We start from the raw sequence: 12,002 nt of genomic DNA on the forward strand, positions 1-12,002 counted from the left end.
TAGGTCAAACTCCACGAATCCGCCCTTCCGGGGCGATCCGTTACTCAATCGTTGCGAACCGACCATCGGCAAACCGATGATGATTGTGATAGGTTTCCAGTCCTCGGAGCACCAATGGCGGATCGCAAGCAAGAAAACTCGATCGACGAAGCAGCGCTAGATGAGACTGTTGTCGATGTGACTCTCGAAGAATCCCTCGATCAGGTGGATACTGCGCCTAAGCAATCGACAGCCGTCTCGCCAGATGAGGTCGAATTTGATCCCGAAGCCCATACCTTCAATGTCCGCAACAAGCAGAGCATCAAAAAGGTGGTGGCATCGGACGGGGGGCAGTTGGTCCTGGCGCTCGTTGCGGCGCTGGTCGGGATCGCCGTTGGGATATATGCAACATTTATTCGTACGACGCCCTGGCTGATCGCGGCTGGAGTCGTGACCCCGGCGACATTGATCTATGCGTTTGCACGATGGCGGTTGTGGCTGGGTCAGGCCCCCTACTTGTATCGCCTGTTGACGTCGCTCGGCGAGGACGCGGACGACCTGCTCGAAGGTCATCGGCAGAAACTGGTTCAAAAGGGGAAGCTGCCCTCGGATCCGACCGACGAGCATTGAGAGGGGGCGAGACGGGCACCTGGGCTGACACAATGTGGTTGATGCTCTTTGGGGCGTATGCGATCGGTTCAGTTGTCTCGTTGACGTTGTTCGGGCTGGACAAGCACCGGGCAAGGACCGGGCGGTGGCGCATTTCTGAGAGCGCGCTGCTGTCGTCGGCGTTGCTGTTTGGCGTGCCGGGGGCGATAGTCGCCCGGAGACTGTTTCGGCACAAGACGCGCAAGCAACCATTCGGGATGATCTTGCTGGGCATCGCGATTCTGCATGCCTTGCTGCTGCTGACGTTGGCATGGGTCGAGTTGGGTTGAGATCGGGTGGGCGCACTACGCTTAGCGCGATGACGATGTTGCCGGTACCCAATCTTGACGAGGATCAGATCGTGCGTGTGGTGACTGGCCTTCGGCCGTGTCGGCGCGGGGGGCTGCGCATCGAAATTGAGCGACTGGGCTCAACAACCGTGGTGCACAACTACGGACAGGGCGGGTGTGGGGTCACGATCGGGTTCGGGTGCGCGTCGCTGGCAGCGGATCTGGTCGAGAGCATTTCGAGCCCGCCCGAGACTGTTGTCGTGCTCGGCGGCGGAGTTGTCGGATTGACGGCTGCGGATGAGTTGTTGCGGCACGGGTTTGGAGTGCGGATCGTTGCGGACAAGTGGTTGAGCCAGACGACTTCGAACATTGCCGGGGCGATCTGGTTGCCGACGGGGCTGGATGTGCCATCGACCCCGGAAGCGCGTGAGCGGTTTGATCGTGTGCAGGCAATTTCGAGAGCGAGGCTTGCGGAGATCGATCGCGCTCGCTTCGGCGTCGAGACCTTGCCGGTCTATGAGCCTGAGTACGCAGAACATCACGCGGAGTATTACAGGCCTGGAGTGCTTGAGCCTCCAGTGGCGTGCGGTCTGCTGCCTCTTGCTGGAGCGCCTCGGCAAGGTCGGGTATTCTCGACGGATTTCATCCATACGCCTCGGTTTTTGCGTGAACTTCGAGCGGACATTGTCGCACGCGGAGCGTTGCTTGAGACAGCAAGAATTGCGTCCATCAAAGATGTGCACGATTTGAACGCCCGGGTGGTGGTGAACTGCCTCGGCCTGGGGTCGGGCGAGGTGTTTGGCGATACTGCGATGTTTCCGGCGTATGGGCTATTGGTGCACCTGAAGCCTCAGGCATTGGGATACATCGTGCACGACGGGTACAAGTACATGTTCCCGCGCGAGGATGCCTTACTGCTGGGCGGGTGCTTCAGGCCTGATGTGTGGTCGCTGGAGCCGGATGCTGATCTGGCCCGCGAGATCGTGACGCACCATCGGCGGTTCTTCGGGCTTGAAGAATCATGAGTCGGGGTGTGGCGCAGCGACGACGCGATGTGTGATGATGGCAGTGAGTTGGTGGTCGAATCGCAAGATGAAGACAGTCAGAGCGAGGTTGCCGTTGCCTCGGAGTTTGTGCTGGATGGTGTCGGGATCGACGACGTGTCCTCGGGTCTTGATTTCGACGATGCCGGCGCCGCGCGATGCGAGTGCTGCGCGCACGCGGGCGAGCGACCAGGGCATAAATTCGATGACTTCGAAGGCTGTGAGAAAGGGGGAGGCGATCAGCGCTGACCCGGTCAGCAACCCACTGGCCGGATGCGGGGTGTGAAGGCCGAGTGTGCCTGCGAGGTGCCCGATGAGTTCGGCGCGTTCGACTGCGGGGTCGATGCTGTAAATGAACTGGTTGATTGGACCGAGGGGCGCGGATCCAGGCTGGCCTGCAATCGTGTCGGCTGTGGGAAAAGTCGTCGCGGAGCGAGTGTGCTGGGCGAGGGAACCGGTCCAGAGGAGGGCCTGTCGGAGGCGACGGCGCTCGCTGATGAGTTCAATCTCGCCGGGTGGAAGGTGCTCGAAAGGAACGCCAGGAAAGAGTTTGACGCAGCATGCGGGGTGTTCATGTACGAGACGCCAGAGGACGCCCGGCTCGGGGGTGAGGTCGGCCAAGGTCGGGATCCGCGAGCGAGACGCTGAAGTACGTCTTTGGGGATCAATATGCAGAGGTATGCAAGGAAGGGCAAGGGAGGCAACGTCGCCGATGAGCGTGCGGCAGGCAGTGTTCTGCTGTGTCATCCAGGCCCGAACGGGATCGAGATCGACGGCGAGTGGATCGAGGCCGGCGGCGGTCAAGGCCATGGAATCGGCACCGATGCCGGAACAGAGGTCGAGAATGTCAGTATTATTTAGCAAGTGCTTGAAACGCTGAGCTTTGTGATCCGCTATGGCGGGAGAGGATGCCATTTGAACCCCCTCGCGGTCGCAGACCATCGTGTGGATGGCAGGCCCGAACTTGGCCAGGCCTTCGGAGCGAGCGCGGGTAAGTTCGATGGCTGCTGCAACCTGTTCCGGGGAGGCATGTTGTCGGAGGCGTTCGATGGATGCCGGCGTCCCAAGATCAAGCCCGTGACAAAGGGTGAGGAGGTGCAGCCCGGGCGGGGTGAGCAAGTGCTGCCAATCGCCGAGTGTGGGCATGGTGGAAGACTATTGTGAGTCCTGGGGGAGTCAGAGTGGCTGGGGGGCAATATTTTTGTATGCATCTCTTGAATAAAGATACACATAGACGATAGTATTGTGGTATGGGCAAAGGAGTTCGCAGACGACAATTGATCGCTTCGGTGCTGCAACAGGGCAACTTTGCCAGTCAGGCGGAGTTATGCGACATGCTCAAGTCGCACGGGATATCGGCCACACAGGCGACGGTCTCGCGCGATCTGCGTGAACTTGGCGCGGTGAAGGGGCCGACGGGCTACAGGTTGTTTGCAAGTGACAAGAACGCAATCCCGGGAACGACGCTTGAGGGTCGTACGTTTCGCCTCGCGCTCGAGACGTATGTGATCTCGGCCAAACCTGCGGGCAACCTGGTAGTGCTCCGGACCGGAGTCGGGCAGGCGCAGGTGGTCGCGGTTGAACTGGACCGTCACCCGCAGGAAGGCGTGATCGGCGTGATCGCGGGCGATGACACGATTTTCATTGCGTTGACTTCGCCTCGTCAGGCTGCGCGGCTTGCCAAGAGCGTGTGCGATGTTGCGGACATCGGCAGGCCGGGGAGCAAAGCGTGACGCGGGTGGCGATCATCGGCGTTGGTGGATACACGGGCATTGAACTGGCCCGTTTGCTGGCTGCGCACCCGCGCGTCGAGTTGGTGTCGGTGCATGCGACGGACGCCTGGGCGGGCAAGGCTCTGGTGGAGCGGGCACCTGAACTTCGGGGGCTGGTGGATTTGACGGTGCAATCGAGCCGAGAACTCCCGGACGCGGAGCTTGTCTTTCTGGCTACGCCTCACGAAGTGAGCGCGGATCTGGCGCCTGTGCTGGTCGAGGCTGGGTCGCGTGTGGTTGATCTTTCGGGTGCGTGGCGGCTGAGCGATGCGGCGGCAACAGAGCGCGTGTATGCGCTCAAGATTCCGAATCGCGAACTGCTGGCGGATCGCGTGTTTGGCATGCCTGAAGTGGTACGCGCGGACTGGGCGCGGGCGAGGCTGGTGGCGTGCGCCGGGTGCTATCCGACCGCGGCGTGTGTGCCTCTTGCGCCGCTGGTGCGCGACGAACTCATCGATATCAGCGAGCCCGCTCTGGTCAATGGCATCAGCGGGGTGAGCGGCGCGGGGCGGACGCCGACGCTCGGAAGTCAGTTTTGTGAAGTGAGCGCGAAGCCTTACAAGGTTCTGTCGCATCGGCATGAGCCTGAGATGGAAATGGCATGCGGTGCATCGGTGGTGTTCACGCCGCATCTTGGTCCCTGGTCACGCGGGATTCTGTGCACGACGCATGCGAAACTGCATCGGGGTGTGACGGTGGATGTCATGCGGGCGTCGCTGAGCAATGCGTATGGTGAGTCGCCGTTCGTGCGGTTGCTGCCTGACGGAGAGTGGCCGAGCGTGGGCGCGGTGGAACGGACCAACTTCATCGACATTGCGTGCGCAGCGGACACGAAGAGGCAACGCGGGATTGTGTTCAGCGCAATCGACAACTTGCTCAAGGGCGCTTCGGGGCAGGCTGTGCAGTGCATGAACCTGATGCTGGGGTTTGAGGAAACGGCTGGATTGATCGGCACTTTCCGCGGGCGGGAGGTGGTTTCGTGAGCGGCCCGATCGTGGTGAAGGTGGGCGGGTCGGTGCTCGACGAGATTGCGTCGATGCCGGGGCTGTGGAGCGCGATTGCCTCGGCCCATGCGGCAAGGCCGACCGGCAAGGGCGTCATAGTTGTGCATGGTGGCGGGCGCGCGGTCGATGAGCAGATCGCGGCGATGGGCATGACGACGCGCAAGCATGAGGGGCTGCGCATCACGCCGGCGGAGCAGATTGACGTTGTGGTCGGCGTGCTGGCGGGCGTGGTGAACACGCGGATGGTGTCGCAACTGCGCACGCACGGCGCGCCGGCGGTTGGTGTGACGCTGGCTGACGATGGCGTGGTCGAGACGGTGCGCGAGAACCGGTACTCGGCGGATCTCGGGCTTGTCGGGCGTGTGACGGGCGGCTCGGGCTCGTTGCTGCGGTCACTGCTTGCGGATGGGCGGCTGCCGGTGGTGGCGTCGATCGGGTGCGAGGCTGGCGGCGCACTGCTCAATGTCAATGCCGATGAGGCGGCGATGGGAGCAGCGGAGGCGGCTGGGGCCGAATCGCTGGTCATGCTGACGGATGTGCCGGGCGTGCTCGATGAACACGGCGTGCTGATCGCATCGCTGGATGTTGATGAGGCGTTGTCGCTGATCGAGCGTGGCACGGCGCGCGGCGGCATGATTGCCAAGATTCGCTCGGCAGCCGACGCGGCCAGACATCTTGGTCGGCCGGTGTTGATCGGAAGTGTCGATGCGGTCGGGGCGCTGATCGCGGGAGAGGCGAACGTCGGCACGCGCATTGAGCCTTCGCGAGTGCGAGTTTAGCCGACCGGGCCCGTAACCCGGTTGGCCCCACCACTGACGCGCGAGTGATGTGAAACTCACCATCCACTTTTTCGAACTGATCTTATTCTGTCCCATTTTGCCGCTCGCAGCATGAAGCACGAGCGGACTGGAGCGATACTGACCATGACGACTGCATCCATCAAGACTGAACTCAAGCCTGCTGCTGCCCCGCTCGGCGGCTCGCTGAACTGGACAATCCGGACTGGCGTGACGGATCTGCTCTCGATCGGGCAGTTAACGACAGGACTGGTGCACACGCTGTTCGAGACGACTTCGGCCTGGAAGGCAGAGCCTGCGGCGTACAAGGGTGTGCTGGCGGGCAAGAGCATCGTGATGCTCTTCGAAAAGCCCTCGCTGCGGACGCATGTGACCTTCGAGATCGGGCTGACCAGGCTCGGAGCGCATGTGATGTACCTCGATCACTCGAAGCAGAAGCTCGGAGAGCGCGAGTCGGTCAAGGACTACGCCAAGAATCTGGAGCGCTGGGCCGACGCGATCGTGGCGCGGGTGTTCTCGCACAAGGTGCTCGAAGAAATGGCTGAGCACGCTCGGATTCCGGTGGTCAATGCGCTGAGCGATCTTGAGCATCCGTGTCAGGCACTGGCCGACCTGTTTACGATTCAGGAGCGGCTGGGCACGCTCGAGGGTAAGCGTCTGGCGTATGTGGGTGATGGCAATAATGTGTGCCACTCGCTGCTGCTGTGTTCGGCCCTGCTGGGGGTGGATATGACGGTGGTTTCGCCCAAGGGTTTCGAGCCTCAGTTTGCGGTGGTTCGCCAGGCGCTCAAGATCGCAGAGAAGACGGGAGCACAGATCGCGATCACGAATAACCTCGACAATGTCAAGGGGCATCACGCGGTGTATACCGACGCGTGGGTGTCGATGGGGCAGTCGCATCAGACGCCGTTGCGGAAGGACAGTTTCGAGAACTTTCAGGTGGACGAGGACGTGATGGAGCGTGCGAGCGCAGGAATCGAGGGCGGGGCGTTGTTCATGCACTGCCTGCCGGCGCATCGCGGCGAGGAAGTGGTCGACGCGGTGATCGATGCGGACTATTCGGTGGTGTATGACCAGGCAGAGAATCGGATGCACGTGCAGAACGCGCTGATGATGATGCTGCTGGGCGATGTGAACGGCTGACGGCACGCGGGCAGCGTGCAGAGAGTGGAGAGCAAGATGGCAAGGCCGAAGAAAGTTGTGCTGGCGTATTCTGGCGGGCTTGACACCTCGGCGATCGTGCCGTGGCTGGTCGAGAACGTCGGTTGCGAGGTAATTGCGTTCGTGGCCGACGTCGGGCAGGGCGCCGATGAACTTGAGGGCGTCGAGGCCAAGGCCAAGGCGAGCGGCGCGAGCGCGTGTTACGTTGCGGACCTGCGCAAGGAGTTCATCGAGGACTATGTGTTTCCGACGCTGATTTCGGGTGCGGTGTATGAGCGGCGGTATCTGCTGGGCACGTCGATGGCCCGGCCGGTGATCGCCAAGGCGCAGGTTGAATGTGCCCGCGCGGTGGGTGCCGATGCGGTGTCGCACGGGTGCACGGGCAAGGGCAACGATCAGGTGCGCTTCGAGGCGACGTTTGCGGCGTTGGCGCCCGATCTGGGCGTCGTCGCACCGTGGCGAGAGTGGACCTTGCGCAGCCGCGAGCAGTTGCTGGCGTATCTGGCCGAGCGGAACATTGCGTGTTCGTCGAGCTTGACCAAGATTTACAGCCGCGACCGGAACCTGTGGCACATCAGTCACGAGGGCGGGGCGATCGAGGACCCGTGGAATGCGCCTCCCGAGGATGCCTGGATGCTCACCGCGTCGCCCGCCGATGCGCCACATGCTCATGAAGACGTGCTGCTTGGATTCGAGAAGGGTCGGCCGGTGTCGCTCAACGGGAAGAGGCTCGCGGGTCATGATCTGGTGGCGGCGCTCAACACCATTGCTGCGAAGCACGGTGTGGGGCGTGTGGATCTGGTCGAGAACCGTTGCGTGGGCATGAAGTCGCGCGGGCTGTACGAAACACCCGGCGGCACCGTGATCTTCGAGGCGCTGCGCGGGCTTGAAGAGTTGACGCTCGACCGCGAGGCGTTGCATTTCCGCCAGGAACTCGGGCTCAAGTTCGCCAAGCTTGTGTACGACGGGCGGTGGTTCACGACGGTCCGCGAGGCCATCTCGACCTGCTGCGAGAAGATCGCCCAGCGCACGACCGGCGAGGTTGTGGTGCGGCTCTTCAAGGGATCGGCCACGACGGTGCAGCGGCGAAGCCCGTTCAGTCTGTACGCCGAGGACTTTGCGACCTTCGGTGAAGACGAGGTGTACGACCAGAAGCACGCCGAGGGATTTATCCGCCTGCTCACGCTGCCCGAGCGCATCGCGGCGCTCAAGGGGTTCAACAAGGGCAAGACGTGCGGGTGCGGCGCCGGATCATGCGGCGGGCAGAAGCAGCCGCACGCTCCGGCACACGCCTGAGCTGCGATCACAACGAACCGGGGATCAATCGCGTTGAATCAGACGAATCAGAATGCGGGCATGTGGGGCGGGCGTTTCGAAGGAGCGGCCGATGCGCTGTTCCGCGCGATCAACGACTCGCTGCCCGTCGATTGGCGGCTGGTGCAGCAGGACATCCGCGGTTCGATCGCGTGGGCGCGGGCGCTGGCGCGGGCTGGCGTGCTGACTGAGGATGAGGCGACGACGCTGGTGAGCGAGCTTGAGCGGCTCTCGGCCGAGGCCGCCGAGATGCCTGCGCCGCCGATCGAGTCGGGCGCGGAGGATGTGCATTCGTGGGTCGAGCAGCAACTGACGGCTCGCATCGGCGACATCGGGCGCAAACTTCACACCGGCCGCAGCCGCAACGATCAGGTCGCGACGGATCTTCGGCTGTGGGCGCTTGAAGCGCTGGCCGAGCGCGAGGCGGAAGTGCGCTGCGTGCAGGAAGCGCTTGTGAGCCTTGGCGAGCGCACGGTGGATGTCATCCTGCCCGGCTACACGCATCTTCAGCGGGCTCAGCCGGTGTCGTTTGCGCACTGGTGCCTGGCGTATTTCGAGATGTTCGAGCGCGACATCGCGCGGCTGGGCGAGGCGGCGTCGCGGGCGTCGGTCTCGCCGCTCGGGTGCGGGGCGCTGGCGGGTACGACGTACCCCATCGATCGCGCACAGATCGCGGCGGAACTGGGCTTTGCGGGCATCAGCCGCAACAGTCTCGACGCGGTGAGCGATCGCGACTTCGTGCTCGATGCGCTGGCGGCGGCGGCGACGACGAGCGTGCATCTCTCGCGGCTGGCTGAAGATCTGATCGTGTATGCCAGCCAGGAGTTCGCGTTGGTCGAGCCTGATGACGGGGTAACGAGCGGTTCGTCGCTCATGCCTCAGAAGAAGAACCCCGACGCACTCGAACTGCTGCGCGGCAAGTGCGGGCCGATCGCGGCGCGGCACGCGGCGCTGCTGATGACGCTCAAGGGGCTGCCGCTGGCGTACAACAAGGATCTGCAGGAAGACAAGCCGCTGCTGTTTGGCGCGATGGATGAGTTGTCGTTGTGCCTGAAGATTGCGGCGCGTGTGCTCGCGGGGTTGAAGGTGGACAGCGAGCGCTGCCGCACTGCGGCGCGCAAGGGCGGAACGCTGGCGACGGAGCTGGCCGACTACCTCGTGAGCAAGGGCGTGCCGTTTCGCACTGCGCATGATCTGGTGGGGCGGATTGTGCGGCTGAGCCTTGAGCGCGGGCTGGAGCTTGATGAGTTGCCGCTGGCCGACATGCAGGCGGTGAGTTTGCAGATCGGGCCTGATGCGGCGTCGTGGCTTTCGCTCGAAGGAAGTCTGGGGCGGCGGGCGGCGGCAGGTGGGACGAATCTGGATCGGGTCCGGGAGGCCCTTGCTGCGGCGAGGGAGTTGGTAAAGCCTAACATCAACGGCCAGAGTCCAGGGACGCTCGGCCATCGGAGCAAGTGAATGATCATGGCGAATGATGCAGGGACGCAGGCGCACGCGGCCGAACTGGCCTTTGCTGTCCACGCGGCACCGATTCATGCGGCGAGTGTTTCGCGGCTGATCGGCTACTGGGCCGACCACGGGCTGACGATCCGGCGTGACTTGCGACAAATTGTCACAGCGATCGACGATTTCGTCGTGGCGATTCACGACGAACGCGTGGTTGGTTGCGGCGCGCTCGAGACGGTCGGCGGCGGCATCGGCGAGATCCGCTCGATCGCGGTCGATGCAGCGGTGGGCAAGGTGGGCGCGGGGCGGGCGGTCATGGAAGCGCTGTTTGCCAAGGCGCACCTGCGCGGTATCGACACGCTGGTGCTGCTGACCAAGATCCCGGATTTCTTTACGCGCTTCGGCTTCGAGGCGATCGAGCACGACGCGGTGCCCGGTGAGTACGCGGCTCTCATTGCGGCGCAGAGCGGCCGCACGTTCGAGGGCAAGTCGATCATGCGGCGTGTGCTGGTGCCGACAGTCGAGGTGCGAGCGGCCGCTCCTTCGGGCGCTGCCTGCTGCGAGCCGTGAGCGCGAGGCAGGTCTGTCGCAGAGTGTGCGATTGAAGGTCCGCGGGCATGGCTGAGGTATCGGACGCGATGTTCGAGCGCCAGGGACAACACCGCCCGGTGCCGTGGTCATGGCTTTGCATGGCCACGATCGAAGGCGCTGGCCACCCACGGCACACTCCGCAACGCTGCCCAAAGCCGAGGCTCGGACCCCCGGCCTTGACATGGCCGTGACCCCGCCGCGGCCGCAGCGATGTCCGTCATGGCCATGCAAAGCCATGGCCATGGCACCGAGCCGTGACACCCGGCGTCTGGTTTGCATCCGCTCACGCCTGGTCTAAACCTGGTCTCTACCCGGCCTACACCTGGATCCGCGTCCAGCCGCCTTGCAGAAAGCGCCAGGTGAACGCGATCGAGCGGATCACCAGTTCGCCGCACAAGCCCAGCCACACCCCAGGCAGGCCCAGTTCGAGCGGGCTGGGGTTGGGCACCAGCACCACCGCTTCGCCCGAAGGCAGCGTGAACATCAGATCGGCCCCGCAGAGGATGAACGCCGCGGGCAGACGCACGAAGTATGTCATCAGCCAGGTGATCCACATCGTGACGTTGACATCGCCCGCCCCGCGCATGGCCGAGCGCAGCACGATCGCCAGCGCGAACGGGATCTGCACCGCACCGCAGATCTGCAGCAGGATCGGAACTTCGGCCAGATGCAGCGGCTGGGTCGAGATGAGCGCGACGATCGGACCGGGAATCAGCACGAACGCAAAGCCGAACGCCGTCATGATCGCCAGCGCGATCAGCGTGCAGCGCCAGACCGCCGCCCGCGCCATCGCCGCGCTGCCCGCGCCGAGATACTGCCCGGCGAGCGTCGCGGCCGCGGCCCCCATCGCAAAGCCAGGCAGAAAACTGAACGCCTCGATGCGGATCGCGACGATGTGGATGCCCAGCAACTCGGCCCCGCCGCCCTGCGCGATCGCCAGCGAGCCGACGAGAATGATGACCAGGAAGTTGCCGATCCACATGCCGCAGGTTTCGAGAAAGTTGGGCAGGCCCAGGCGCACCAGCCGTCGCATCGTGTGCCAGTGCGGCCGCAGCCAGCGCCGGCGGAGCCTGATCCCCCACTGCCCGCGCAGCGCCATGCCCAGCACCATGACCGAGCCGGCGATGTCGCCGGCCACTGTGCCCAGCGCGATACCCACCACGCCCATGTCCAGACCCAGCGGACTCTTGAGGCCATAGATGCTCACGCCGCTGAGCAGCCAGCTGACAGCAATGTTGACCACGTTGCGAAAGATCATCGCATGCAGCGGCCCGACCGAATCGCCCGCACCGCGCGCACAGGCGATGAGCGTAAAGAGCATGCTCGCAGCCGGCACGCCACAGGCAATGATGAGAATGTACTGGTCAAAGGCCGTCTGGGCCTCGGGCGTCAGACTCAAGAGCCCCGCCACCGGCCGGGCGGCGATCGCGATGAACACGCCCGTGAGGATGCCCGAGATCCACGAGAGCAGAATCGTCTGACCCAGCACGGCGTTGGCCACGCCGCTGCGCCCGCGCCCGATCGCGCGGCTGACCAGCGCGGTCGCGCCCACGCCGATCGCCATGATGATCAGCCCGATGAACCACATGATGTAGCTCGCCGCGCCGATGGCGGTGGTCTCGGCCTCGCCCAGATTGGCAGCCAGCATCGTGTCGGTCAGGCCCACGAGCGAGTTGAGAAACGACTCGACCATGATCGGCCACGACAGCGCCCAGATCGCGCCGCCCATCGTCAACCCGGCCAGACGGCCCGATGTCAGACGGCCATCGGGCGAGAGTGTGGATCGACGCTCGCGCACCCGCAGCGCCCCGACGCCGCCCTCTTCGGACGGGTCAACGCCGGCGGGGTCTATCGGAGGGCGGATGGGGGCTTTGCGTTTTTCGTGGTCGTCTGGGGGCATCGGGGTCTCGGTACAAAACTAGGGAATTGTCTGCCCCAGGACCCTTGCGATTCTGTA

At 63.9% G+C, this 12,002-nt stretch carries 12 protein-coding genes; 10 read left to right on the forward strand and 2 right to left on the reverse strand.

Translation table 11 applies throughout. The annotated features are described in order from the left end of the window. Window positions 1-114 precede the first annotated feature (114 nt). Genes KF757_07810 through KF757_07820 form a run of 3 tightly spaced genes read left to right on the forward strand, consistent with a single transcriptional unit; the run spans window position 115 to window position 1,942 of the window. Entirely contained in the window at window positions 115-609 is a 495-nt protein-coding gene (locus tag KF757_07810) for a hypothetical protein (protein ID MBX3322879.1), read from the forward strand. 32 nt (window positions 610-641) lie between these two features. Then, window positions 642-917: a DUF1294 domain-containing protein gene (locus KF757_07815; protein MBX3322880.1), complete on the forward strand. Its 276-nt coding sequence runs from the start codon at window positions 642-644 to the stop codon at window positions 915-917. A 29-nt stretch (window positions 918-946) separates the two neighbouring features. Beyond that, window positions 947-1,942, forward strand: coding sequence for an FAD-binding oxidoreductase (locus KF757_07820; GenBank protein MBX3322881.1), 996 nt, complete (start codon window positions 947-949; stop codon window positions 1,940-1,942). Here KF757_07820 and KF757_07825 read toward each other — a convergent pair. Continuing rightward, the gene (locus tag KF757_07825; GenBank protein ID MBX3322882.1) at window positions 1,937-3,106 is read right to left on the reverse strand and encodes a hypothetical protein; all 1,170 of its coding nucleotides are present in this window, start codon (window positions 3,104-3,106) and stop codon (window positions 1,937-1,939) included. The two genes, KF757_07820 and KF757_07825, sit on opposite strands and share 6 nt — an antisense overlap. 104 nt (window positions 3,107-3,210) lie before the next feature. Here KF757_07825 and KF757_07830 point away from each other — a divergent pair, with 104 nt between their 5' ends. The 7 genes from KF757_07830 to KF757_07860 all read left to right on the forward strand — a co-directional run bounded on the left by KF757_07830 (window position 3,211) and on the right by KF757_07860 (window position 10,024). Next, on the forward strand, window positions 3,211-3,693 hold the full coding sequence (locus tag KF757_07830; protein ID MBX3322883.1) for a hypothetical protein: 483 nt from the start codon (window positions 3,211-3,213) through the stop codon (window positions 3,691-3,693). Further along, complete coding sequence (gene argC, locus KF757_07835) at window positions 3,690-4,715, forward strand: N-acetyl-gamma-glutamyl-phosphate reductase (protein ID MBX3322884.1); 1,026 nt, start codon at window positions 3,690-3,692, stop codon at window positions 4,713-4,715. Before KF757_07830 ends, argC begins: the two co-directional genes overlap by 4 nt. Then, window positions 4,712-5,515, forward strand: a complete 804-nt coding sequence (argB, locus tag KF757_07840) for an acetylglutamate kinase (GenBank protein ID MBX3322885.1) — start codon at window positions 4,712-4,714, stop codon at window positions 5,513-5,515. The genes argC and argB overlap by 4 nt, the downstream gene beginning before the upstream one ends. Before the next feature lie 144 nt (window positions 5,516-5,659). Continuing rightward, window positions 5,660-6,676 (forward strand): ornithine carbamoyltransferase, encoded by a 1,017-nt coding sequence (gene argF, locus KF757_07845; protein ID MBX3322886.1) that lies wholly within the window; start codon window positions 5,660-5,662, stop codon window positions 6,674-6,676. Between the two features lie 36 nt (window positions 6,677-6,712). Further along, window positions 6,713-7,990, forward strand: coding sequence for an argininosuccinate synthase (locus KF757_07850; protein ID MBX3322887.1), 1,278 nt, complete (start codon window positions 6,713-6,715; stop codon window positions 7,988-7,990). Window positions 7,991-8,023: 33 nt separating this feature from the next. Next, complete coding sequence (argH, locus tag KF757_07855) at window positions 8,024-9,466, forward strand: argininosuccinate lyase (protein MBX3322888.1); 1,443 nt, start codon at window positions 8,024-8,026, stop codon at window positions 9,464-9,466. Next, window positions 9,467-10,024 carry a GNAT family N-acetyltransferase gene (locus KF757_07860; protein ID MBX3322889.1) on the forward strand — a complete coding sequence of 186 codons (558 nt, stop codon included), beginning with the start codon at window positions 9,467-9,469 and terminating at the stop codon, window positions 10,022-10,024. It abuts the gene before it with no gap. A gap of 337 nt (window positions 10,025-10,361) precedes the next feature. Here KF757_07860 and KF757_07865 read toward each other — a convergent pair whose 3' ends face one another. Continuing rightward, the gene (locus KF757_07865) at window positions 10,362-11,945 is read right to left on the reverse strand and encodes an MATE family efflux transporter (protein ID MBX3322890.1); all 1,584 of its coding nucleotides are present in this window, start codon (window positions 11,943-11,945) and stop codon (window positions 10,362-10,364) included. Between the last annotated feature and the right edge of the window lie 57 nt (window positions 11,946-12,002).

It is taken from the genome of Phycisphaeraceae bacterium (assembly GCA_019636795.1).
GTDB lineage: Bacteria > Planctomycetota > Phycisphaerae > Phycisphaerales > UBA1924 > JAHBWW01.